Consider the following 24,031-nt stretch of genomic DNA (forward strand, 5'->3'; position numbering starts at 1 on the left):
CACCGGTCGTGCCGGTGACGCGGGCGGTGTCGCGAGGGCCTCAGCCCCGGCGCTGCCGGTCCGTGGTGTCCACCAGGGAGAAGCTGATCGACGCGGTCGCCGCCCGGGCCGCCGACAGCGCGCCGCGCAGCTCGTCCACCAGCTTCGCGTCCGGCTCGTCCGCGCCGTCCCTGGCGTTGCGCGCGGAGAACGCCCGGCCCACCGTCGTCGCGGCTTCCAGGCAGTTGACCCAGGCGTCGAACAGCGGGTCGTCCCACTGGCCCGCGGCGTCGATCCACGGCAGCTCCGCCTGCTGGCGCACGGTGTCGAGCAGCCGCTGCACGCCCAGGTGGACCGGTGGCGGGAGGTCGGGATCCAGGTCGGACGCGGTCATCGTCAGCCGTCCTCCCGCGGCAGCAGCTCGAACAGCCTGCTGTGCCAGAGGTCGTAGAACACCTTCCGCACCTCGTCGGGCACCTCGCCCCCGACGAGCTCCGCCAGCGTCTTGCGACCGTCCACCGCCCCCAGCAGGGCGAAGACCTCCGCCGACACCGTCGAACGCGGACCGTTGGTGTAGTCGAGGTAGATCTCGTGCTCGGCGTCCGGGCCGACCACGTGGTTCCACGACTTGCGCAGCCGGGTGACCGGCCGGAACCGCACGACCAGGTCGTCCACCACGGCCTCGGGGCGGCGGCGCACCAGGAAGTCCTCCACCACCAGGTAGTCCAGGTCGGTGGTCAGGTAGCTGGTCACCACGTCGTCCACCGACTGCACGATCGGCTCGGCGTTGTTGTTGAACGAGGTGTTGAGCAGCACCGGCGTTCCGGTGATCTCGCCGAACCGCTGGATCAGCCGGTGGAACCGCGGGCTGTGCTCCGGGTCGACCACCTGCACCCGCGCGCTCCCGTCGACGTGGGTCACCGCGCCCAGCTCCTCGCGGCGGTCCTCGTGGACGTAGACCACGAACGACATGAAGTCGTGGTCCGCCTTGGTGTCGGTGAGGTCGAAGTAGGTGTCGGCGGCCTCCGCGGTGACGGCGGGCGCGAAGGGGCGGAAGCCCTCCCGCTTCTTCACCATCGCGTTGATCCGGGTGCGGTTGTCCGCCGGGCGGGCGTCGGCGAGGATGCTGCGGTTGCCCAGCGCGCGGGGCCCGAACTCGGACCGGCCGTGCGCCCAGCCCAGCACGTTGCCCTCGGCCATCAGGTTCGCCGCGACCTCCACGATGTCCTCGTGGTGCTCGACCTCCACCTGGTCTCGCCAGGCGTGCAGGCGCTTGCCGATCACGTCGCGGTCACCGAGGTCCGGGCCGAGGCTCGCGGTGCGCATGCGGGACAGCTTGGGGCGGTTCCAGCCGGCCTGCAGGGCCACGGCGAGCGCCGCGCCCTCCGACGCGCCGCCGTCGTGCGACGCCGGGTGCACGAAGACCTCGTCGAACAGGCCGGAGCGCAGGAGCAGGCCGTTGAGGCTGCTGTTGTGCGCGACACCGCCGCCGAAGCAGAACGTGCGCAGCCCGGTCACCTCCGCCCAGTGCCGCAGCACGTGGAGGACGACGTCCTCCAGCATCTGCTGCACGCCGGCCGCGAAGTCCTTGTGCTGCTGGGTGACCGGCTCGCCGGCCCGCCGCGGCGCGAAGCCCTCCGCGAGGAACCGCGACGCCACCGTGTTGAGCCACGGGGTGCCCGGCGTCAGCTCGTAGTGCCCGCCGTCGTGCAGCGTGTAGAGGCTGTCGAAGACCTCGCGGTACTTTTTGGCGTCCCCGTAGGGCGCGAGGCCCATCACCTTGTACTCGTCGCCGAAGCCGTACCGCACCATGCTGATCGCCTCTTGGTAGAACAGGCCCAGCGAGGCGTGCACGGGGTGCGTGGTCAACGGGTGCATGCCGTCGGCGTCGGCGCGGAAGATCGTGCCCGACTCCTCCTCGCCGCGGCCGTCGAGCACCGCCACGAGCGCTTCGTCCATCCCGGACCGCAGGAAGGACGACCACGCGTGCGCGTAGTGGTGCCCGGTGAACAGGACGCGCTCGTCGGGCACCTCCACCCCGAGGCCCTCGGCGAGCTTGTCCTGGATCAGCCGGCGCGCGGACCGCACCGGGATCTGCGGGATGGCCGCGTACCAGGTGTTGAGCGCGTTGTCGCTGAACGTCTCGTCGAAGTAGTAGCCCACGACGTCGACCTCGTCGAGCCCGACGCCCGCGATCTCCAGGCAGGCCCGCACCGCGTTCACGGGGAACTTGGTGGTCTTCTTGATGCGGTTGAAGCGTTCTTCCTCCACCGCGGCCACGAGCTTGCCGTCCGCGACGAGGCACGCCGCGGCGTCGTGCGAGTACGACTCGGGCAGTCCGGGTACGAGGTCGGAGTCCTCTCCGCCGAAATGACCGCTCAATCCCAATGCCAGCATCGCGTCACCGATCCAATCCGGAACTCGCACCGTCGCAGTAGAGACCGTCGCGGGCGGTGAAAAGAACCGCCCGTCCGATCGACCTCAGAGGCCACCCGTCAGGCGCAGGTCGCTGCCGTCGAACAGGTCCGGCCGGGTCCAGCCGTCCAGGTCGTACTCGGCCATGCAGCGATCCGCGAACGCCCTCAGCGGGTCGGCGCGGCCGGTCGCCTGGTACATCATCAGCGTCTGGACCCGGATCGACTCGTTGTCGCCGGAGTAGTTGCGCTCGTAGAGCTCGTGCCGCCCGCCGAACTCGGTGCCGACGGCGTCCCACAGCAGCTTCATCAGCTTCACCCGGTCGACCGCCTCGACGCCGTCCGAGCCGCGCAGGTACCGGTCCAGGTACGGCCGCACGTCGGGGTTGCGCCAGTCGCTCGCGTGGGAGTTGAGGTAGATGAGGCCGCTGCCGAGGGTCTGCTGCAGGATCTCCTTGACCCTGGGGTAGCCCATGCCCATGAAGATCCGGTACGCGAAGCCGTAGTTGACGTTGGGCTGCACCATGCCGTTGAGCCAGGTGTCCGGCGACTTCGCCATCGCGTCGGACATGCCCCAGAACAGGTCGCGCCAGCTCAGGATCTCGCCGATCTGCGCCTGCACGCCGCGGAAGCCGGAGGTGCCGGTCAGCTCGACGGCCTTCATCGCGCAGCCGGCGATGAAGTCGAGCTTGACGGCGAGACGCGTGCAGCCGTGGAAGGTGAACCGCTCGGCGAAGCCGGAGACGTTCATGAAGCCGTTGGCGGCTTCCGCGTCGTAGACGAAGACGTTCTCCCACGGCACCAGGACCTTGTCCATCACCATGATCGCGTCGTTCTCGTCCAACCGGCTCGACAGCGGGTAGTCGAACGGGCTGCCCAGCGCCCCGGCGGCCATCTCGTAGGACGTGCGGCTGATCAGCTTGAGCCCCGGCGCGTCCATCGGGACGGTGAACACGAGGCCGAACCTCTTGTCCTTGACCGGAAGCCCGTAGTGGGCGACGAAGTTGGCGTTGGTCAGCGCCGAGCCGGTCGCCACGACCTTCGCGCCGGACACGACCAGCCCGGAGTCGGTCTCCTTCTCCACGTGCACGCACACGTCGGCGACCTCGTCGGCCGGCTTGCTCCGGTCGATCGGCGGGTGCACGAGGGCGTGGTTGAAGTACAGCACCCGTTCCTGGGCGTCGCGGTACCACCGCAGGGCGTTGTCCTTGAACGGGCCGTAGTAGTCGGCGTTGGCCACCAACGTGCCGAAGTAGGCCGCCTGGTAGTCGGGGGTCCGACCCATCCAGCCGTAGACCAGCCGCTGCCAGCCGGCGATGGCGTCGCGCGACCGGACCAGGTCGTCCACGGAGTACGGGGTCTTGAAGAACGGGTGGGTGAAGCCGCCGTTGCCCGTGTCCGTCGGGACGCTCAGGACGCCTTCGGCTCCCGGCGCGTGCATGGCGTCGTAGAGCTGGGCGATCGAGCGGGCGCTGTTGCGGAACGCGGGGTGGGTGGTGACGTCGGTGACCCGTTCCCCGTACGCGTAGACCTCCCGGCCGTCGCGCAACGAGTCCAGGTATTCCTGACCGGTCATCGGCCTGATGTCGTTGGGCGCCGCGACGGTCTCGGCTGCCCCTTCGGTCATCGTCATCGCTGGCCTCCAGCAGAGGTGGGGCTCCGAGCCGGCGGGCACGACGCGGGTGCCCTCTCGGTTGGAATCATCCTGTCGCTGGTCGGAGGCGTGGGGCTACTTCCAAACTGCCTTTCCCGCCGGGCACCGAAGTGCCCGGCGGGAAGGGCGTCAGCCGAGCTCGCGCAACCGCGGCACGACGTCCTCGGCGAACTGCGTGAGGAAGCGCTCCTGGTCGTGGCCCGGGCCGTGGAACACCAGGTGGTTGAGGCCCGCGTCCACATAGGGCTTGATGCCGGCCAGCGCCTCGTCCGGGTTCGAGGCGACGATCCACCGCTGCGCCACCTGTTCGATGGGCAGCTCGTCGGCGAGCCGTTCCATCTCCTCGGCGCTGTGCACGGTGTGCTTCTGCTCGGCGGTGAGGGACAACGGCGCCCAGAAGCGGACGTTCTCCAGCGCCGCCGCCGGGTCGCGGTCGTAGGACAGCTTGATCTCGATCATCCGGTCGATCTGCGCCGGATCACGGCCGGCCGCCTCCGCCCCGTCGGCCAGCGAGGGCAGGAGCTTCTCCGAGTACAGCTCCATCCCCTTGCCCGACGTGCAGATGAAGCCGTCCGCCACCCGGCCGGTGAACTTCGCCATCTGCGGACCGCCCGCCGCCACGTAGATCGGGACGGGTCGCTCGGGCCGGTCGTAGATGCTCGCGTCGACGAGGGTGTAGTACTCGCCCTTGTAGTTCACCTGGTCCTCGGTCCACAGCTCGCGGATCAGCGCGATGGACTCGCGCAACCGGCCCAGCCGCTCCTTGAACTCCGGCCACTCCCGCCCGGACACGGCGATCTCGTTGAGGGCCTCGCCCGTGCCGACGCCGAGGATCACCCGGTCCGGGTAGAGCAGGCCCAGGGTGGCGAACGCCTGCGCGATCACCGCCGGGTTGTACCGGAAGGTCGGGGTGAGCACGCTCGTGCCCATCCGCACCCGGGACGTGCGCTCACCCACCGCCGCCAGCCACGCGAGGGCGAACGGCGCGTGCCCGCCCTTGTGCCGCCACGGCAGGAAGTGGTCGGACACCATCACGCTGTCCAGGCCCACCTCCTCCGCGCGCACCGCGAGCTCGATGAGCTCCCGCGGTGCGAACTGCTCGGCGGACGCCTTGTAGCCGATCTGCAATGCCATGACGCTCCTTGCCGCTCGCCCCTACGCCCCCGGCAGCCGGACCGACTGGCCGTGGCGGAAGACGTCGAGCGGGTCGTAGTTCTCCTTGATCTGCTGAAGCCTCGGGTAGTTCTCCTTGTGGTACAGGTCGTGCCACGGCACGCCGGACCGGTTGAACTCCGGGGCGTTCAGGTCGATGTCGGCGTAGTTGACGTAGCAGCCGTCGGTGACGTCGTTCGGCACCGGCGCACCACCCGTGGCGGCGTACACCTCGCCGTAGATGTCCCGCGCCCAGCCGACGTACCGGTCGTCCTCGGCCGGGTCGGTCCAGTACGCGGAGTAGAGCATCTTGAACGCCGCGCCGCGGTGGACCGCGGCGGTGTCGGCGGGGCCGACCGCGGAGATCTCACCGCCGTACGGGGTGAGCTGCACCGTGACGTTCGGGTTGTTGATGTCGTCCCGGGTCAGGTGCGCGTGCAGGGCGTCGAGCTGGCTGTCCGGGAAGTTGCCGACCATGAACGTCGACTTGTACTCGGCCCGGAACGTCGGGTCGGTCACCTGGACGTTGGTCATGCCGAAGAACCGGGTGGCCTGCAGCCAGGGCAGCCTGCGCTGGAAGAAGAACTGCGGCAGCGCGCCGAGGTCGCCCACGGAGGCGGTGAGGGCCTCCGGCTCGACGTTGATGCCCTCGTTCATGTACCGGAAGAACTCGGTCAGCCGCGCCTCGGCGTCCGGCCGGTCGGCGTCGATCTGCGCGATCAGGCCGATCTGCCCGGCGGAGCGGTGGTTGAGGCCCATGAACGCGGCGATGTCGCGGTTCGGGTTGTCCGGGGCGAAGTTCTCCAGGTGCCACTGGGCGTAGTTGCGCGCCAGCCGGCCGAACTCGGCCCGGTCGATGCTCGCCCACGACCAGCCCACGGCGGCGAGGATGACCTCGCGCGGCGGCTGAGGCAGCAGTGCGCGCGGGTCGTCGCCCTCCGCGCCCGGCGTGCGGAACAGGTAGCGCGTGACGACGCCGAAGCTGCCGCCGCCACCGCCGGTGTGCGCCCACCACAGGTCGCGGTTCGGGTCGTGCTCCTCGCGGGTGGCGACCACGATGCGCACCTTGCCGGAGGCGTCCACCACGACGACCTCGACGCCGTAGAGGTGGTCCACGACGAGGCCGAACTGGCGGCCCAGCGTGCCCCAGCCGCCGCCGCTGACGTACCCGCCGATGCCGACGGTCGGGCAGAACCCGGCCGGGACCGTGACGCCCCACTTCTTGTACATCGTCTCGTACATGCGCAGGATCGTGGCCCCGGCCTCGACGGCGACGGCCCGGTGCCTGCGGTCGTAGTAGACCTCGTCCAGCTCGGTCAGGTCGATCACGACCTGCGTCTCGGAGTTGTAGACGAAGTCCTCGAAGCAGTGCCCCCCGGACCGCACGGTGATCCGCTTGCCGTCCCGGACCGCGTCGCGCACGGTCCGCCGGACGTCCTCCGCGGAGGTCACGACCACCACCCGCTCGGGCGCGGCCACCCACCGCTGGTTCACCCCGCGGACGAGGTCCTCGTACTGACGGTCCACGACACCGATCGCGATGTCGTCGGCGGGCGGCGCCACGGCGACCGCCCCTTGTGCCACGTCCTCGATCATGGCAATCCCCATCCCTGGTCGCCCCGGCGATGGCGGCCACCGCCAGGTCCCCCGACCCCATTTGTTCCGACTGCCGTATGTGACCACAGCGGGACGGCAAAAGAATCGGCTTCGGTCAACTCCCCCCATGCCTTCGGTCGACTTGGCACGTTCGGGCAACGCGGCCGCGCACCGCCGGGCTCATCGGCGCTGCTGAGCGCGCTGAACGGGCACGCGAGGACCCCGTCATCGGGTCATCACACCACAGGTGATCGGACCGGGCCCGCCGGTGGCGCGCGTGACTACGGCCGGTCCGGCCGCGGCGGGCGGGCGGTTCGGCGGGCGGGTTCAGCGGCGTTCGAAGACGACCTTCCGGCGCTCGGGGTCGGCCTCCACCAGGCGCACCGCGATCCGCTCGCCTTCCGGCAGGTCCTCGCCCGTGCAGCGGCCCATCACGGGCGGTTGGGCGACGAAGACGTCCGCGCCTCCCCCGTCCGCCCTCAGCACCACCGCCTCGAAGTCCTGGCCCACCCGGTCGGCCAGCACCCACGCCTCGACCTGGTCCAGGCACGCCCGGTCGACCTTGCTCGCCAGCGCGTCCGAGCCGCCCATCAGGCCGGGCAGCAGGGGCAGCGCCTTGGTGAGCCACTCGGGCACGGCCTCACCCGCCGTGACGGCCAGGCACACCTCGGTGGCGAAGCGGTCCACCAGCCGGCGCAGCGGCGCGGTCACGTGCGCGTACGGCGCGGCCAGGCCGGCGTGCGTGGAGACGGCGGGCACCTCGCCGTTGAACGCCGTGTAGCCCGCGCCGCGCAGCAGCCGGGTCGCGTCCACGAACAGCGCCAACGCCTCGGGCCGGCTCGGGTCCAGGCCCGCGAGCAGCCGCGACGGGGTCACACCGTCCGGCCACGGCACGCCCAGCGCGTGCGCGGACCGCCGCAGCGCGTCCACCGCGCCGTCGTCCGCGTCGGGCAGCGTGCGGAGCACACCCACCTTCGCCTCGATCATGATCCGCGCCGCCGACATGCCGGTGAGCAGCGAGATCTCCGCGTTCCAGGAGTCGACGTCGGCGCGCGGCCGGACCGCGAGCTTCCAGTCGCCGTCACCGTTGGGCACGATCTCCTGCTCGGGCAGTTGCAGCTCCACCGCCCCGCGCTCGGCCGCGCGTTCCCGCCGCAACCGGCCGAAGTCGGGCAGCGCCTCGATCGACGGGTGCGGCGTGCCCGCGTCGAACTGCGCCTGCACGCCCTCGTAGTCGAACTGCGCGGTCGAGCGCACCACCGCCCGGCGCACCCGCACCTCGACCGGCTCGCCGTCCGGGCCGCACTCGAAGGTCCACAGCACCGACGGCCGCGTCTGGCCGGGCAGCAGGCTCGCCGCGCCCTCCGACAGCACGGGCGGGTGCAGCGGCACGTTGCCGTCGGGCAGGTACAGCGTCTGGCCGCGCTTGCGCACCTCGGCGTCCAGCGCGCCGCCGGGCACCACGAACGCGCCCAGGTCGGCGATCGCGTAGTGCACCCGGAAGCCGGACCCGACCCGCTGCACCAGCAGCGCCTGGTCCAGGTCCTTCGCGCCGGGCGGGTCGATGGTCACGAACGGCAGGTCGGTCGCGTCCTCGCGGCCGGCCGGGCCGACGTCGCGCGACACCGCGGCCTGCGCCTCGGCCAGCGCGTCGGCCGGGAACTCCTCGGGCAGGCCGAACTCGGTCCGGATGCCGCCGAAGTCCAGGTCCGCTCGGCCGGTGCGGATCACCACCATGGGGTGCACCCTAAGCCGGCCTCAGCGCTTGCCCCAGTCCTTATCGGCCTTGTCCTCGGCTTTCGTCCGCTCCCGCGCCAGCTCCAGCGCGCGCTGCGCCGTGGCCTCGTCGGGGTAGGGGCCCATGCGGTCACCGCCCCGGCAGCCAACACCGTGCTCGACCGTCTGGTGGGTCAGGCAGTAGTACCAAGCGTTCGGGTCAGAAGCCATGCCACCAGGCTTCCACGCGCCGGAGCGCATGTCATGTTCACCACTGGGGCGGTCGGGGCGCCTGCACGGGCACCGGGCCCGATTGCGGGAACGTCGGCTGCGGCACGACCGGCGGCGGCTGGGGGAAGCCGCGCGGCGGCGTGTTCTGGTTGGCGTTGGCGAACTCGCCCGGGATGGGGTCGAGCACCGACACGAGCACCGTCTTGTGCTCCGGGTCGGCGATCAGCGCGCCGCTGCGGTCCCGGTAGACCAGCTCGCCGTCCGAGTCGATCTCCACGATCGCGCCGACCTCGGCCAGCTGGTCCTCGTCCAGGTCGACCAGCCGTTCCACCCGGGACGGCACCACCCGGTAGACCGGCCAGTTCAGGTGCCCGTACGTGCGGTGGAAGTCGGCGAGCAGGTGCGCCATCTGCTGCTGCCACGGCAGCGGCATGGCCTCGACCAGCGACCGGGGCAGCACCGCGTAGGACTGGTCGGTGCCCGGCGGCCGGGTGTTGAGGTAGTCCCGCGTCGGCGTGCTCGACGCGGGCGGCCCGGCGTGGCGCTGGATGGGTTCGTGGTTGAACACCGTCGTGCCTCCCTACACGCCCGGCCGGACGGCCAGTGGCATCAACTCGTGGTAGTCCCAGTTCACCTTGCTGATCTTGACCACGTCACCGGTCTGCGGCGCGTGGATGTACTCGTCGTTGCCCAGGTACATCGCCACGTGGTGGACGGTGACCGGGTTCGCGGGGTTGGTCGCCCAGAAGATCAGGTCGCCCGCCTTGGCCTCCCGCACGGGCAGGTAGGCACCGCCTGCCATGTACTGGTCGTTCGCCACCCGCGGGATCTTCACGCCCGCCGCCGCGAACGCCTTGACCAGGATGCCGGAGCAGTCCCAGGCGTCCGGGCCGTTGCCGCCCCACAGGTACGGCTCGCCGAGCTGCTGCTTCGTGAACTCGATGGCGGTGCCGGCCGCGTTCGACGCGAGCAGGAAGTCGCCGACGTTCTCACCGCACCCGGCCGGGTCGCTGACGTCGCCTTCCTTGCTGATCAGGAAGGCGGCCATGGCCTCCCAGTTGTGGTACCGGTCGGGGAACGCCGACCGCTCCACGTCCTGGGCCGAGTCGCCGGGCCGCTGCTCCTCCCAGTCCGGCAGCTTGAGCAGCACGTCGTAGAACTTGTTGATCGCGTAGTGGGGGTCGGTGACCTGCTGGGGCGTGCCCCAGCCCATCGACGGGCGCATCTGGAAGATGCCGAGCGAGTCGCGGTCGCCGTAGTCCAGGCTGCGCAGCCCCGACTCGGTCATGCCCGCCTGGATCGCGATCTGCCAGGCCAGCGGCGGCAGCTTGCGGTCGCGGCCGATGGAGATGATGTTGGCGACGGTGGTGCGCTGCTCGTCGGTGAGCCGTTCCGCCTCCCGGCGGCCCTTCTCCTCGCCGCCGCCGCCCCACGGGCCGATCGAGGCGTTGCAGCTCGCCATGCGGATGCCGGCGGCTTCCTCCGAGGGGGTGTTCTCGCTGAGCACGGTGGACACGCCGTTGGTCACGGTCACGGCGACCACGGCCACCACCGCGACGACCACGAGCCCGATCTTGAGCATGGTCACCCCACCTTGGTCCACTCGGTCACGACCCAGCCCTCGGGGAGCTTCGCCACCGTGACGATCAGCTTGCCGTCCTCCAACTTGGCCTCGAACTCCGCCGATTCGGTGAACGACTTGATGGCCTTGACCGGTTCGTCGATCACCGCGGGCACGTTCACCGGGTCGACCGACTCCAGCGCGGGGAACTTCTCGTTCGAGGTGTGCGGCTTGAGCCCGGCCAGCCACTGCTCCTTGGTCGTCTTGCCCGGCTGGTACGCGCTGAACGCGTCGACCCACATGTCGGCGACCAGTTGCGCGTTGGGGTTCACCGGGGCCGAGGTGGGCGCGGCGGTGGGGCTCGGCGCCTTGGTCGGCAGCGCGGTGGAGGTGGCGGTCGGCAGCACGCCGACCTGGTTGCCGCCGCTGCCACCGGTCACGACGGTGGACGTGGTGCCCGCCGTGCCGCCGCCCTGGCGCGGCTTGATCGCGTTCGGGATGACCACGCTGATCGTCGTGACCAGGACCGTCACGCCGACGATCGAGGCCACGAGGTGGCGCGGCGAGCGCAGGGGCCAGCCCCACAGGCGTCGGTACACGGCCGCCCGGCCGCGATTGGTTCGGATCGGCATCAGCTGTCCCTGACCTCGAGCCCGCGTGACGGCCGGTAGATCACGTGGACCTGCCGTCCCGCCACCACTTCCGTCTCGGCGCGGCGCGGCCCAGGCACGGCGGTCGGCGCGTCGAGGACCCGGCCGTTGACGCGCGAGGGCACCAGCACGGCGTCGTCCACGCGGTCGTAGTTCCGGTCGGCGATGGGCGCCGCGTCGACCACCCTGGAGCGCCCGGACGGCAGCGCCGCCGGACCGGCGTACCCGCCACCGGGCAACGCCGGCGCGCCGTTCCCGCCGCTGCCGAGCTCGCCGACGCTGTTCCCGGCCCGGTCCAACCGCTGCGCCGTGGCGGCCACGGGGTTGGCCGCCTCGGGCCGCACCCGCCGCCGGTCGCGCTGCGGCACCTCGGGCCCGTCCGGGTCCGCGTCGCGCACGGTGTCCCAGAACTCCTCCTGCGGGGAGGGGCCTTCCTTCTTCTTGCGCAGCCGCGACAGCACGCCGCCGCGCATCGGCAGCGCGTTGCTGGCCGAGCCGACCGACATCTCCACCATCTGCCACATCCGGCGCAGCGGTTTGCCGACCATGAAGCAGACCAGGGTCAGCATCAGGCCCAGCAGCGCCTTGGTCAGCAGCGTCAGCCCGGTGGCGTTGAAGATCGCCTGGAGCAGCAGCGCGTGCGTGCCCGCCAGCACCGCCAGCACCAGCACGTTGAACACGGTCACGGCGGCCGCGCGGGCGACCTTGCGCAGCAGGTCGTGGTGGATCAGCGCGACGAGGCCGATGAGCGGGCCCGCCAGCGTGAGCACCCGCAGCAGCAGCTGGGCCAGCAGCACGGCGGCCTTCGCGAAGAGCTGGAACAGCGAGAACGCGACGGCCTGCAGCAACGACAGGAACCCGGCGCCCGTGCGGCCGCCGTCCTCGCCGCTGAAGTAGCCCTTGGTCGGGCCGAGCTGCGCGTAGATGTTCTTGTACTCGGCCTTCTTGGCGTCGAGCGCGGCCTGGTCGCCGTCCTTGTGGTCGGCGAGCTCCTGCACGGTCCAGGACTGCGCGGCCAGCAGCCGGGAGCCGAAGTCCCTGGCCTGCGGCGCGTCGGGCGTGCCGAACTCGCCGCGCAGCCAGCTCTGGTAGACCACGGTCTGGTGCAGGTCCGACGGGAGCTTGTCCAGGGTGTCCTGGTTCGCGTCCACGTCGATGAAGCCGGCTTGGATCTCCGAGGTCTTGGTGACCAGGGTGCTGTCGAGCAGGTTGTAGAACTGCGGCAGCGCCAGGGTCGAGGTCGCCAGCCACATCGCGGCCAGCGCCCACAGCCCGCGCTTGCTGATCGAGGCCAGGTCGCCCTGCCAGATCTGGCGGAACATCAACACCGCCAGGATCAGCGCGACCAGGCCGAACCAGCGCAGGTAGACGTTGTCGTAGACCTTCTGGACGCCCGTCTTCACCGCCTCGTCCAGCGGTTGCAGCAGGCCCTGGCCGACGACCGTGTAGTGCAGGGCGTTCGTCGCGCCGACGATGTTCTTGCCGATGTTGAACAGCTCGTTGCCCATCCAGGTGTCCAGCACCGGGCTGGCGTTGGGCACCAGGCACTTCTCCTGGTAGGTGTGCCAGACCATGCCGGCGTACCCGTGGTTCAGGTACGGCGTCTCCGGCAGGCCGTTGCCGATCGGCGGGTCGATCGCGCCGACCATGCCCGAGCCGGGCCGCTCGGGGTTGGGCGCCTCGCCGCAGGGCGCGGCGCTGGCGGGCGTGGCGCCGATGACCACCTGGAGGCCGACGATCGCGACCACCACGGCCATCGCACGCCACCGGGCGCGCGCCGGTCGGCCGTGCGCCTCGGCGTGCTCTTGAGCGTGTCTGAAACGCCGTCGCGCGTAGAGCGCGACGGCGACCAGCGCCACCAGCAGAAGAGTGCTCATGCGACGCCTTCCCGGCCCGGTCGGCGGTTTCCTCCCTCGCCGTGCGCCGAGTCGACCAGCTCGTCGGTCAGGCCGACTTCCAGGTCGGCGGCCAGCTCGTCGTCGTACTCGTCGGTGTACTGCTCCGCATACGCGAACGGGTCCTGCGGCGGGGAGGAGACCTCCACCTCGGTCGACTCCGAGCCCTCGCGCATGGCGTCCGGGGTGGTGTCGAGGGAGTTGCGCAGGTGCTCCAGGTGCGGCCCGGAGAAGTCGATGCGGATCCGCTCCACGCCGCCCGCGCCGTCGCCGAAGATGAACTGCCGCGGCGCGCGGTCGCGTTCGAGGTTGGTGCGCACGCCGCCGGGACGACGGCCCAGTGACGCCACCACCTGCTCGTAGCCCGCCCCGATCGGCACCTTGAGCAGCCGCAACGCGTCGGACTGGGCCTGGTCGTCGTCCAACCGGCCGACGAACACCGAGTCGAGCAGCGTCACGAAGCCCTGGATCTTCAGGAAGTCCGCCGGGATCTGCGACGACAGCAGCACGCGGACGTTCCACTTGCGGGAGTCGCGCGCGAACCGGTTCATCAGCACGCGACCCGTCGGCACCTCCGACAGGAAGAACGCCTCGTCGATCCAGACGCCCTTGCGCAGGTCCTTCGGCCGCTCGTAGATCGAGCGCTGGGTCAGCCACGCGGCGAGGTTCAGCATCTCCACGCCGAGCGCTTCCGCGTCCGTCCAGTGCTCGCGGCCGACGCCGTCCTTCGGCAGGTTCAACCCCGCCATGGTCAGCACGGTCAGCCGGTCGTCACGCGCCTCGTTGTACGGGTCCAGGTCCTGCTCGGGGATGAGCAGCGACATGCGCTCCCGCATCTCGTCGAGGAAGTCGGCGACCACGACCGCGTGCTCGTGGTGCTCGCTCGCGTCACGCCGCAGCGCCTCGAACACCATGCCGGGGTGCGCGTCGGGCCGGCCGCCGACCGTGCGGACCGCGCGCAGCAGCACGATCCGGGTCTGCGGCAGCCGCGACACCTCGTACGGCAGCAGGCCGGACAGCACGTCCAGCACCAGCCGACGGCGGGTGGCCGCGGCCAGCGCGCGTTCACGCCGCCACGCCCGTTCCGGGTCCTCCTCGTCCAGGAAGTGGTCGAGCTGCGGCTCGGCCACCACCCGGTACGGGTTGAGGATGCCCGCCTGCGCGTTGAGCAGGTTGATCGGCCGGGCGTACGGCTTGAGCTCGGGCAGCTCGCACAGCGCCGCCAGCGGCCCGGACGGGTCCAGCAGCGTCCAGTGCGCCCCGGCGCGCAACGTCTTGTAGACGATGCCGCCGCCGAGGAACGACTTGCCCGCGCCCAGCCCGGCGACCATCGCGGTCAGGCCGGACGAGTCCCGCAGCTCCTGCGCCATCCACGGGTCCCACGCCACCGGGCGGCGGGTCGCGGTCACCGTCTCGCCCAGGAGGATGCCGCGGCGGTCGCCCACCTCGGCCGTGGCGGTGGGGACGGCGGAGGCCGCCCACAGCACCGAGCCGCGGCGCAGGTAGGCCGACGAGGACAGCGGCTCGCCCGGGATGAACTCCCGCGCGATCGCGTACTGAGCCTCGGGGTGCTCGATGGCCACCTTCGGCTTGTAGAGGTCGAGCAGGCCCTGCGCCAGCCGCAGCGCCTCGCGCTCGGTCGGCCCGGACACCGCGAGCCGCCACCAGCTGCGCACCCGCGTGCCCAGCGCGGTGAAGCCCGACGTCATCTCGTCGTCGATCTCCAGCACCCGGGACGCCTGGCGGGCCAGCGACTGCGGCGGGTCCAGCTCGTGCTCGTCGGTGTAGTGGCGCACCTGCGAGCGCACCTTGCTCATCTGCCGCTGCAACTCGCCGGAGACCTCTTCGGGCCGCCGCACGTAGATCCGCGCCGACCACTCGACGGCCGCGGGCAGCCGGTCCGAGCGCTGCACCCACGGGTCGTCCTGCTCGGGGATCTGCAGACCGTGCATCAGGCCGACGGTGAGCACGGCGACGTGCCGCTTGATGCCCGCGTTCGACCCCGTGCGACCGCGCACGGTGACCGTCGGCGAGTACGGCTCCTGGTGGAAGTCCGCCGCGTCGGTGAACGACGCCAGGTCCTCCGGCTCCCACGGCGCGCCGGGCACGGCGGGCAGGTTGCGCGGCGCGGGCAGGCCCAGCGAGCACGACCGGTGCATCAGCCAGGCCATCTCCTCGGCCGTGGCCGGCCTGCCCTCCAGGCCGGCGGAGCCGATCACCTGGTCGAGGTGGTCGATCTCGGACTCGATCGCGACCAGCTCGGCGTCCACCGCGTCCGGGAAGACCTTGCGCAGCACGGGCGCGGCGCGCTCGACCGCGCGGTCCATCATATTGCGGGTCTGCACCTGGACGCCGAGGTAGACCTCCTTCTCGGCCATCGACCGGCCCATCAGCTGCTGCTGCTCGCCGACCATGTAGTCGTCGAAGCTCAGCGTGCCGGGCGTGTCCGGCAGCCGCCGCACGGCGTTGTGCACGTGCGCCTCGGCCCACATCCGGATCGGGTACGGCCGGTTCGTCACGCGCAGGTGCATCCAGCGGCCCTGCAGCTCGGCGTACTGGCCCGCGATCGCCGCGATCAGGTCCTGGCGCTGCGAGTCCGACCGGAACGACCAGCGCTGCGGCGCGAGCCGGTACCAGGCGTAGACCTCCTGGCCGGTGCGCAGCAGGTGGCCGTCGATGCTGCGGGCCGCGATGGACGGGGTGTAGCTCGGCACGGCCTGCTCGCCCGGCAGGCGGCGACCGCGCTTGCTGTAGACCTTGCGGTCGTCGCGCGCCGCAGCCGCGTGCTGGGCCACGTGCGCAGCGGATCGTCGGTCACGGTCACGCCGGCGTCCGAACACCGCGCACCTCCTTCTGACGGCGGTCTTGCTGCGTGCGGTGCTGGGATCGGGTGACGGCGCTCGCGCGTTTCGCACCCTTCTTGGGACGTTTGCGCGGGCGGTGCGCGTTGACCCGGATCCGCGCGGCGCTGGCCGCGCCGCCCCGGCCCGCCGTGGTCTCCCGCGGCGCGGTCAGCTCGCGCACCCACATCGCCACCACTGACGACAGCGGGCGCTCGTGGCTGATCCGCGCGCAGATGAACCTGGTCAGGGCGACCGTGATCACGAAGCCCCAGCCGGTGTTGATGACGTCGAAACCGAAGCCGACCTGCCGCTGGACAGCCGTCACCAGCAGGAAGACCACGATGCCGACACCCCACGCGACGTACCGCGCACGCCACGGGAAGGTTGCTTTGGGCGGGCCGAGCCAGACGGCGTCGACCCGGTAGACCTCGTCGTCAGTGCGTACCCGCAAGGGTCACCCGCCGGTGAACAGGCCGGCGATCCACTGGCCGATGTTGGCGCCCGCGTTCGTGGTGACGGCCAGGCCGATGATCGCCAACGCGATGATGACGCCGCCAAGGCGGCGCATGACCCCGGCGTTGTCACCCTTGCCGCCGCCGAGCCAGAGCAGCAGGACCGCGACGGTCAGCAAGAGGAGGGGGACCAGGTTGTCGAGGATCCACTGGCGCACCCCGCCTGTGCCCAAAGCGGGCGGCTGCTGGGCGAGTGTTACCAGGGTCATGGCGGTCATCTCGTACTCCTGAGTACGCAGGACTTCGCCGGGCGGGCCGAGGGGTGCCCGTCCGGTTGGTGCGCTATCGAGTAGAACACGTCTTCGTCACCAGGTGTATCTGGCGATCAGCGGTGCGTAGATCAATAACCGTTCCCCTGGTAGTCGATTACGTCTAATCTGACCACGGACATCATGGATCGGGGGGAGCCGGTGGAGAACCGACGTCCCGGGATTCTCCCGATTGCTGAGATAGTTCACCCGCCTGCGAAGCCCCTGGTCACGCACAGTGTGCAAGACCATCAGCCCACTTCCCGCCGGCCACGACGAATCCCCCGTCCGGCGCAGCGGCGGGCACCCGAACGGTCCGCAGGCCGGAGTGACGACGCCGAGGAGGCTCGCCGATGACCCAGCCGCCCGAGGCCGCGCCCGAACCAGCCGGCGGAGTGAACGAAATCACCGTCTCCGTGGCCGTCTCGGACGATGATCAGGTTACCGGTGGGGACCGGCAAACCGGGCGGCGGGTGCAGCGGACGGTCAACTTCGACCAGGACGTGCTGGAGCGGGCGCGGGCGGCGGCGACCTACCTGGCGGCGTACGAGGCCGAGGCCGGCGTGCGCAGCCTGGCCGACATCGTGAACCCGGCCGTCGAGGCGTACGTGGCCGAGCTGGAGCGCCGCTACAACGGCGGCGCGGCGTTCCGCCCGGTGTTCCGCATGCCGCCCGGCCGCCCGGCCCGCCGCGCCTGACCCGGCCGACGGGAACGCCGACGCGGGACGGGGCCCCTTCCCACCCCCAGGTGAGGAAGGGACCCCGTCCGCCCATCCGTCAGCTCATGCCGGAGATGCGCCAGTAGCCGGACGTCGGCAGGGTGTCCGGGCCGACCGGCCCCCTGTTCCAGAAGTAGTCGTTGAAGTTGGCCACCGCGCCGCCGCCGATCGCGCCCATGGTCGCCCACCGCACCGACGCGGGCTGGGTGTCGATCGACGCCTGCGCCCACGCGTCGCGGACCTTCATCGGCCGGTTCCACCACAGGAACGGCGTCCGCACCAGGTAGTTCGCGAACTTCCCGCCGTGCACGGCGCTGTGGTAGGAGACGGTGTCGAAGCTGTTGATCTGGTGCAGCCCCCGGAACGCCTGGCCCCAGCGCGCCGCCCAGCTCTGCCCGCCGGCCGAGCTCTGCAGGATCGAGCAGGTGAACAGGCTCATCCACTCGACGTCCTTGTTGCCCCAGCGCGCCTCGTCCTTGGACAGGAACGTGTCGGTGTTGCTGCTGCACCCGGCGAAGGAGAAGCCGTTGGGCGAGCCGTGGCCCTGCCAGTAGGTCAGGTCGACGTCGTCGGCGTAGAGGTGGTCCTGGCCGCCGGGGAACACCGGGTCCTTGAAGTCCCGCTCCCACGCGTTGTGGTTGACCCAGCTGAACTGCACCGGCACGCCGGCGGCGGTGAACCGGTTGTTGAACGCGGTGAGGTTGTTCGCCGTCCACGGCAGGCCGGAGCACGGGCCGGTGCCCTCGCTGCCGACGTCGACCCGCCACGTCCACTGCGGGGTGAACGCGCCCTCCTCGCGCGGCGGGTCCACCGGGCCGGGCTCCGGCAGCCGCGCGTCCACGGCCGCGCCGACGATCACCGACTGCACGGCCGCGCCGTCGGAGTTCACGCCGTCGCACCGCAACCCGGGCTCCAGCTTCTCGACCTTCTCGGCCAGCGGCGGCGCCTCGTACACGTAGGACACGCCGGTCGGCCGCACGCTCTGGCCGAACACCTTGGCGCACCGCTCGCGCCCCTCGTCCAGGGTCAGCACCGGCACGCTGCCGACCTTCACCACCTCGCGGGTGGCGTGGGTGAGGCCCGCGACGGCCCCCTGGCCGTCGAACGCGATCCGCAGCTTCGCGCCCGGACCCTCCAGCGGCACGCCGTCGAGGGTGAAGGCGAACGACACCGCGGTGTCCAGCGGCGCGGTGACGACGGCCTTCTGGTTGGCGTCGACGACCTCGAACGTCGTCTGGCCGGCGGTCGGGGTGCCGTTGGCGGGCAGCAGCCCCGCCCCGCGCAGGGATTCGAGGGCGCGCTTGGTGGCGTCCTCGACGGGGATGGCGCGCAGGCGTCTCAGGGACTCGACGTCGAGCGCCGTCCGGGTGGTCTCGCCGCCTTCCTCGTCCGGCTTGCCCGCGCCCAGGTCGAGACCGGGCACGCGCAGGTAGGTCGACTCGTCGGCGAACGCCACCGAGCCGTCCCCGGCGAGCTGGACGTCCTTGAGGCCGAACGCGCGCTGCAGGGCGGCGGCCTGGTCCTGGGTGAGCCCGGTGGACCGGACGGCGTACACCGGCAGTTCGGCGGCGGCCGCGGTGGCGGTGCTCCCCGTGATCGCCGCCGCGCCCATCAGCCCGGTGAGCGCGAGCCAGGTGCCGGCTCGCCTCGCGTTGGTGGACATGTGCTTTCCCTCCTCGTGGTACCGCGGGGCAGGGCCCGTGGTCTGCGGGGAGGAAGCGCGCCGGCCGGCGTTGATACCGACAACCACTCGAACGGCGTCATTTGTGTAACGCCCGTGGCACGCAAGGGATGTATAGGCGGGCGCATAGGATTTGCGGTCCGGTGAGGACCAATCGGTGCGCCCGAACGGGCGGAAAGGGGCGGATGAGCCGGCATGTAAGCCGGATTCTGTTCCCGGGCGCCTCGCGGCGGTCCCGTTCGGCGGCCATCCATCTCGGCCTGCCGTTGCCGACAGGCTCGTGCGGCCTACCCGCAGGCATCGGGCGGGCAGCCCTCGAACGCCTGCGCAGGTGCCCTGGGGCACCCTCTTGGCCTTGCTCCGGGTGGGGTTTACCTAGCCGCTCCCGTCACCGGGAGCGCTGGTGGTCTCTTACACCACCGTTTCACCCTTACCCCGACTCGCGCCGGGGCGGTCTGTTCTCTGTGGCACTGTCCCGAGGGTCGCCCCTGGTTGCCGTTGACAACCACCCTGCCCTGTGGAGTCCGGACTTTCCTCGGCGACGGATCCGGGGACCCGTCGACGCGGCCGCCCTGCCGACTCATCCGCGCCACCAGGATACCGGCGGCTTCCCAGGCTGTGGAACCAGGGCGGGAAACCTTGTCGGGTTGTGGGCGTGCTGCTCTACTCGCAACCATGGCAGGAATCGGGGCACTCACCCGCCGCCGGCACGTCGACTTCGGCCGCACCGCCGCCGCGATCTGTTGTCGCTGACCTTTTACCTCGCACTCCGAGCCTTTTTCCGAAAGGTGTCAGCGATCCATGTCCTCCATTCTGATGATTTCCGGCGGTCCGTCGCCGACATCCCGGACCGGCGTCGTCGTCACGCACGTCGAAGGGCTCCTGCGCGCGGCCGGGTACGCGGTGCGCACCCTGCACGTGCGCCAACTGCCGACGTTGCCGCTGCTCACCGAGGACCTGAGGGACCCGGAGATCGGTGACGCGGTCGCCGCGGTGCTGCACGCGGACGGCATCGTGGTGGCCAGCCCGGTCTACCGAGCGGCTTACAGCGGACTCGTGAAAGCGCTGGTCGACCTGTTGCCGAAGAAAGCGTTGCGGGGGCGGGTGATCCTGCCCCTGGCGACCGGCGGCAGCCAGGGATTCCTGGTCGCGATGGACTACGCGCTGAACCCGCTGCTCGCCGGCAAAGGCGCCGATTCGGTGCTGCGCGGCGAATTCGTGCTCGACCCGGACATCGCCGACGGGACCATCGCGCCGAAAGCCGCCGAAGCGATTCGCGACGCGGTGGACCGGTTCACCTCGGCCGTCGAGGACGCCCGGTCCCGGCGCGACGGACGCGCCCGGCTGCGCCCCGCCGGCTAGCCGAGGTGCGACGTGTCGTTGACCAGCCGCACGGAGGCGTGGCCGTCGGGGTAGAACTCGACCACCGACAGCGACGCGAGGTCCAGGTGCAGCCGGAACAGCAGCGACGGGCCGACGTCCAGCGCCATCCGCAGCAGCGACTTGATCGGCGTGACGTGGCTGACCACGACGACGTTCGCGCCGCCGAAGCGGGACACGACGGCGTTGCGCGCCCGCCGGACCCGGTGGTGCACCTGGTCGAAGCTCTCGCCGCCGGGCGCGGGCACGGACGGGTCGCCGAGCCAGCGCCGGTGCACGTCGGGGTCGCGTTCGGCGGCCTCGGTGAAGGTCAGCCCCTCCCACGCGCCGAAGTCGGTCTCGATCAGGTCGTCGTCCCACGACAGCTCGGCGCCGGTGGCCGTCGCCACGGCCAGCGCCGTCTCCCGCGCCCGCCCCAACGGCGACGACACGATCGCGGTCAGGCCCTCGACCTTGGCCAGCCGGCGCGCGGCGGCCTCGGCCTGCCCACGCCCGACCTCGGTCAGCGGCGGGTTGCCGCGCCCGGAGTAGCGGCGGGCCACCGACAGCTCGGTCTGCCCGTGCCGCAGCAGGTACAGCCGGGTCGGCTCGCCGACCGCGCCGGTCCACGACACCGGTGACTGGGTCGCCGCCGCGTCCGGCCGCCGCGGCTCGGGCTGCTGGGGCTCGGGCTGCTGGGGCTCGGGCTGCTGGGGCTCGGGCTGCTGGGGCTCGGGCTGCTGGGGCTCGGGCTGCTGGGGCTCGGGTTCCTCCGGCCGCGCCTTCCGGGCCACTCCCGACTGCTCGTCCATCGCCCGGTTCGCCAGCCGGTCGGCGCGCTGGTTGCGCTCGCGCGGGATCCACTCGTAGCTCACCCGGTCGAACGCCCGCGCCACCTCGCGGGCCTGCGCGACCAGCGGCTGCATCGACGGGTGCTTGACCTTCCAGCGGCCGGACATCTGCTCGACCACGAGCTTGGAGTCCATCCGCACGGCCACCTCGGACGCGCCGAGCTCGGCCGCCGCCCGCAGGCCCGCGATGAGCCCCTGGTACTCGGCCACGTTGTTGGTGACGACGCCGAGGCCCGCCGACCGCTCGGCCAGCACCGCGCCCGACTCGTCGAGCACGACGGCCCCGTACCCGGCGGGCCCGGGGTTGCCGCGCGAGCCGCCGTCGGCCTCGACGACGACCCTCACAGACCCGATTCCCCGGTGCGCACCATGATCGCGCCGCACTCGTCGCACTGGATGACCTCGTCCGCCGCCGACTCCTTGACCTTGGCGAACGCGTTGCGGTCCAGTTCGATGCGGCACGCGCCGCAGCGCCGCGACTGCAGCAGCGCCGCGCCGATGCCCTTGTGCGCGCGCACCCGGTCGTAGAGCGCCAGCAGCGGCTCGGGGAACTGGCCGGTCATCAGCCCGCGGTCGGCGGTGCGCTTGGCCTCGGTCGACTCCAGGTCGGCCAGCGCGCTGTCGCGACGACGTGCCGCGTCGGACAGGGCCTCCTGCGCCTTGTCCAGCGAGACGCGGGCGTGCTGGATGTCGGCCTCGACGGCCTCGCGGCGTTCCATCAGCTCCAGCAGGTCGTCCTCCAGCGCGCCGCGACGGCGGCCGAGGGTGGCCAGCTCGTGCTCCAGGTCGGTGAGCTGCTTGGCGCCGACGGAGCCGCCTTGGAGCAGCTTGCGGTCGCGCTCCTCGCGGGCCCGGACCTGGTCGATCTCGGTCTCCTGCCGCTTGACCTCGCGGTTGAGGTCGCCCAGGGTCGTCTCGATCGTGGTCAGCGCGTCCTGCTTGGCGCGGAACTGCTTCTCCGCCTCGGCGATCTCCGCGATCTCGGGCAGCGTGCGGCGCCGATGGGTGACGCGCGACAGTTCGGCGTCGACCTGCGCGAGGTCGAGCAGCCTGCGCTGCACGGCGGGATCGGCTTTCACTGAGATCCTCCTGTTCGGCTCGTCACGCCCACGGTCCACGGGTCGGTCCGGCGGGTCGAGACGAGGACCTCGACCGTACCGCCGAACGCGGCGCGCACGATGTGCGCCGCCTGTCCGCACCACGGCTGCTCACTGGCCCAGTGCGCCACGTCGACCAGCGCGGGCCCGCCCGCGGCCAGGTGCTCGCCCGCCGGGTGGTGGCGCAGGTCCGCGGTGACGTAGGCGTCCACGCCCGCGCGCGCCGCCGCGGCCAGGTAGCTGTCGCCCGCGCCGCCGCACACCGCGACCCGCCGGATCGGCCGGTCCGGGTCGCCGGCCGCGCGCACGCCCCACGCCGTCGCGGGCAGGGCTTCGGCGACGCGCCGGGCGAAGTCGCGCAGCGGTTCGGGCCGGTCGAGCTCGCCGATCCGGCCGATGCCGGTGGCGGGGTCGGCGTCTGCCGGCTCCAGCGGGCCGGTGACGCGCAGCCCGAGGGCCTCGGCGAGGGCGTCGGAGACGCCGGGGTTGGCCACGTCGGCGTTCGTGTGCGCGGTGTAGAGGGCGACGCCGGCGCGGATGAGCCGGTGGACCAGCCCGCCCTTCGGGTCGTCGGCCGGCACGCCGGTGACGCCGCGCAGCATCAGCGGGTGGTGCGCCACGATCAGCTGCGCGCCCGCGGCCAGCGCCTCGTCCACAGTGGACTCGACCGGGTCGACGCAGAACAGCGCCCTCGACACGGGTTCGGCGCGGTCGCCGCAGACGAGGCCGACGGCGTCCCACGACTCGGCGGTCGCGGGCGGGTAGGCGGCCTCCAGGACGTCCAGCACGTCCCCGAGCGTGGTCACAGCTCCTCCAGCACGACTCGCAGCGCGTCCGCCAGCAGGGCGAACTCCTCGGGCGCGCGGACCGCCACCCGGAGGTGGTCGGCGGTCAGGCCGGGGAACGTGTCGCCGCGCCGCACCGCGATCCCCTTGTCCCGCAACCCCTCCCGCACCCGCGGCCCGTGCGGCACGCGCAGCAGCACGAACGGCGCGTCCGGCGGCACGACCACCAGGTCGCCGAGCAGCGCGACGGCGTGCGCGGTGTGCTCCCGGGCCTCCCGCGCCAGCGCCTCGGCCTCCGCCACGGCCGACGGCTCGCAGCACGCCGTGACGGCCTCCAGCACCAGGCTGCCCACCGGCCACTGCGGTCGGGGCAGCGCGAGCCGGGCCAGCAGGTCCGGCGCGCCGAGCAGGTAGCCCGCGCGCAGGCCCGCCAGGCCCCAGGTCTTCGTCAGGCTGCGCAGCACCAGCAGCCCGGGCACGTCGGCGCGACCGGCCAGCGACTCGGGCTCGCCGGGCACGGCGTCGGCGAACGCCTCGTCCACCACCAGCACCCGGCCGGGCCTGCTCAGCGACGCCACGACCTCCGCCGGGTGCAGCACGGACGTCGGGTTGGTCGGGTTGCCCAGCACCACCAGGTCGGCCTCGTCGGGCACGAGGTCGGCGCGCAGCCCGTAGCCGTCCTCGGGCCACAGCTGCACCCGCTGCACGGGCACGCCCGCGTCGCGCAACGCCACCTCGGGCTCGGTGAACGACGGGTGGACCACGGCGGCCAGGCCGGGGTGCAGGTTCGGCAGCAGCGCGAAGCCCTCGGCGGCGCCGTTGAGGATCAGCACCTCGTCCGGCGTGCGCCCGTGCCGCGCGGCGACGGCGGCGCGGGCGCGTTCGTCGGCGGCGGCGGCCGGGTAGGCGCCGAGGCCGTCGAGCGCGGCGACCAGCCGGTCGCGCAGCCACGCGGGCGGCGCGGGCGTCCGCACGTTCACCGCGAAGTCCGCGAGCCCGGGTGCGGCGTCGACGTCCCCGTGGTGGCGCAGCAGCGCCCGGCCGGAATCCTGGCTGGTCATCGCCGCGAGTCTAGGCGATCAGCGCCG

At 72.0% G+C, this 24,031-nt stretch carries 21 protein-coding genes and 1 other RNA gene; 2 read left to right on the forward strand and 20 right to left on the reverse strand.

Going from position 1 to position 24,031, the window contains the following annotated elements; all coding sequences use genetic code 11:
• Positions 1-40: 40 nt before the first annotated feature.
• The 14 genes from ABTZ99_RS09860 to ABTZ99_RS09925 all read right to left on the reverse strand — a co-directional run bounded on the left by ABTZ99_RS09860 (position 41) and on the right by ABTZ99_RS09925 (position 16,421).
• Positions 41-373: a hypothetical protein gene (locus tag ABTZ99_RS09860; RefSeq protein WP_498774568.1), complete on the reverse strand. Its 333-nt coding sequence runs from the start codon at positions 371-373 to the stop codon at positions 41-43.
• A 2-nt stretch (positions 374-375) separates the two neighbouring features.
• On the reverse strand, positions 376-2,376 hold the full coding sequence (locus ABTZ99_RS09865) for a carbamoyltransferase family protein (protein WP_499610065.1): 2,001 nt from the start codon (positions 2,374-2,376) through the stop codon (positions 376-378).
• Positions 2,377-2,460: 84 nt separating this feature from the next.
• Positions 2,461-4,026: a 4-hydroxyphenylacetate 3-hydroxylase family protein gene (locus ABTZ99_RS09870; protein WP_498774564.1), complete on the reverse strand. Its 1,566-nt coding sequence runs from the start codon at positions 4,024-4,026 to the stop codon at positions 2,461-2,463.
• 150 nt (positions 4,027-4,176) lie between these two features.
• A complete protein-coding gene (gene fgd, locus ABTZ99_RS09875; RefSeq protein ID WP_498774562.1) occupies positions 4,177-5,181 on the reverse strand; it encodes a glucose-6-phosphate dehydrogenase (coenzyme-F420) in 1,005 nt (334 codons plus the stop codon).
• Between the two features lie 21 nt (positions 5,182-5,202).
• A complete protein-coding gene (locus ABTZ99_RS09880; protein ID WP_499610070.1) occupies positions 5,203-6,795 on the reverse strand; it encodes an FAD-binding oxidoreductase in 1,593 nt (530 codons plus the stop codon).
• Positions 6,796-7,122: 327 nt separating this feature from the next.
• The gene (locus tag ABTZ99_RS09885; RefSeq protein ID WP_498774558.1) at positions 7,123-8,532 is read right to left on the reverse strand and encodes an RNB domain-containing ribonuclease; all 1,410 of its coding nucleotides are present in this window, start codon (positions 8,530-8,532) and stop codon (positions 7,123-7,125) included.
• A gap of 21 nt (positions 8,533-8,553) precedes the next feature.
• Positions 8,554-8,742 (reverse strand): hypothetical protein, encoded by a 189-nt coding sequence (locus ABTZ99_RS09890; protein ID WP_157621353.1) that lies wholly within the window; start codon positions 8,740-8,742, stop codon positions 8,554-8,556.
• Positions 8,743-8,779: 37 nt separating this feature from the next.
• Positions 8,780-9,310, reverse strand: coding sequence for a hypothetical protein (locus ABTZ99_RS09895; RefSeq protein WP_498774556.1), 531 nt, complete (start codon positions 9,308-9,310; stop codon positions 8,780-8,782).
• A gap of 12 nt (positions 9,311-9,322) precedes the next feature.
• Positions 9,323-10,324, reverse strand: coding sequence for a C40 family peptidase (locus ABTZ99_RS09900; protein WP_498774554.1), 1,002 nt, complete (start codon positions 10,322-10,324; stop codon positions 9,323-9,325).
• A 2-nt stretch (positions 10,325-10,326) separates the two neighbouring features.
• Positions 10,327-10,935 carry a hypothetical protein gene (locus ABTZ99_RS09905; protein WP_499610074.1) on the reverse strand — a complete coding sequence of 203 codons (609 nt, stop codon included), beginning with the start codon at positions 10,933-10,935 and terminating at the stop codon, positions 10,327-10,329.
• Entirely contained in the window at positions 10,935-12,830 is a 1,896-nt protein-coding gene (locus ABTZ99_RS09910) for a hypothetical protein (protein ID WP_499610077.1), read from the reverse strand. The genes ABTZ99_RS09905 and ABTZ99_RS09910 overlap by 1 nt, the downstream gene beginning before the upstream one ends.
• Complete coding sequence (locus tag ABTZ99_RS09915) at positions 12,827-15,643, reverse strand: ATP-binding protein (RefSeq protein WP_498774548.1); 2,817 nt, start codon at positions 15,641-15,643, stop codon at positions 12,827-12,829. The genes ABTZ99_RS09910 and ABTZ99_RS09915 overlap by 4 nt, the downstream gene beginning before the upstream one ends.
• Positions 15,644-15,668: 25 nt before the next feature.
• Positions 15,669-16,142, reverse strand: coding sequence for a hypothetical protein (locus ABTZ99_RS09920; RefSeq protein ID WP_499610080.1), 474 nt, complete (start codon positions 16,140-16,142; stop codon positions 15,669-15,671).
• A gap of 3 nt (positions 16,143-16,145) precedes the next feature.
• Positions 16,146-16,421, reverse strand: coding sequence for a hypothetical protein (locus ABTZ99_RS09925; RefSeq protein WP_053721548.1), 276 nt, complete (start codon positions 16,419-16,421; stop codon positions 16,146-16,148).
• A 503-nt stretch (positions 16,422-16,924) separates the two neighbouring features.
• Here ABTZ99_RS09925 and ABTZ99_RS09930 point away from each other — a divergent pair.
• Positions 16,925-17,149: a ParB family protein gene (locus tag ABTZ99_RS09930; protein ID WP_498774543.1), complete on the forward strand. Its 225-nt coding sequence runs from the start codon at positions 16,925-16,927 to the stop codon at positions 17,147-17,149.
• 79 nt (positions 17,150-17,228) lie between these two features.
• On the opposite strand, the gene ABTZ99_RS09935 is transcribed toward ABTZ99_RS09930, so the two are convergent.
• On the reverse strand, positions 17,229-18,833 hold the full coding sequence (locus tag ABTZ99_RS09935; protein ID WP_499610083.1) for a DUF6345 domain-containing protein: 1,605 nt from the start codon (positions 18,831-18,833) through the stop codon (positions 17,229-17,231).
• Positions 18,834-19,033: 200 nt separating this feature from the next.
• Positions 19,034-19,434, reverse strand: an RNA gene (rnpB, locus tag ABTZ99_RS09940) — RNase P RNA component class A.
• A 218-nt stretch (positions 19,435-19,652) separates the two neighbouring features.
• Between rnpB and ABTZ99_RS09945 the strand changes: the two genes are divergently transcribed.
• Positions 19,653-20,213, forward strand: coding sequence for an NAD(P)H-dependent oxidoreductase (locus tag ABTZ99_RS09945; RefSeq protein WP_499610085.1), 561 nt, complete (start codon positions 19,653-19,655; stop codon positions 20,211-20,213).
• Here the strand turns inward: ABTZ99_RS09945 and ABTZ99_RS09950 are convergent.
• The 4 genes from ABTZ99_RS09950 to cobC are packed head-to-tail and all read right to left on the reverse strand — an operon-like array spanning position 20,210 to position 24,004.
• Complete coding sequence (locus tag ABTZ99_RS09950) at positions 20,210-21,406, reverse strand: bifunctional RNase H/acid phosphatase (protein ID WP_499610088.1); 1,197 nt, start codon at positions 21,404-21,406, stop codon at positions 20,210-20,212. The two genes, ABTZ99_RS09945 and ABTZ99_RS09950, sit on opposite strands and share 4 nt — an antisense overlap.
• Positions 21,403-22,140, reverse strand: a complete 738-nt coding sequence (locus ABTZ99_RS09955) for a zinc ribbon domain-containing protein (RefSeq protein ID WP_499610090.1) — start codon at positions 22,138-22,140, stop codon at positions 21,403-21,405. Before ABTZ99_RS09955 ends, ABTZ99_RS09950 begins: the two co-directional genes overlap by 4 nt.
• Positions 22,137-22,964: a Nif3-like dinuclear metal center hexameric protein gene (locus ABTZ99_RS09960; protein ID WP_498774533.1), complete on the reverse strand. Its 828-nt coding sequence runs from the start codon at positions 22,962-22,964 to the stop codon at positions 22,137-22,139. Before ABTZ99_RS09960 ends, ABTZ99_RS09955 begins: the two co-directional genes overlap by 4 nt.
• Entirely contained in the window at positions 22,961-24,004 is a 1,044-nt protein-coding gene (gene cobC / locus ABTZ99_RS09965; RefSeq protein ID WP_498774531.1) for an Rv2231c family histidinol phosphate aminotransferase CobC, read from the reverse strand. The genes ABTZ99_RS09960 and cobC overlap by 4 nt, the downstream gene beginning before the upstream one ends.
• Positions 24,005-24,031: the final 27 nt, after the last annotated feature.

This window comes from Actinosynnema sp. NPDC002837 (genome assembly GCF_040295345.1).
Taxonomy (GTDB): domain Bacteria; phylum Actinomycetota; class Actinomycetes; order Mycobacteriales; family Pseudonocardiaceae; genus Actinosynnema.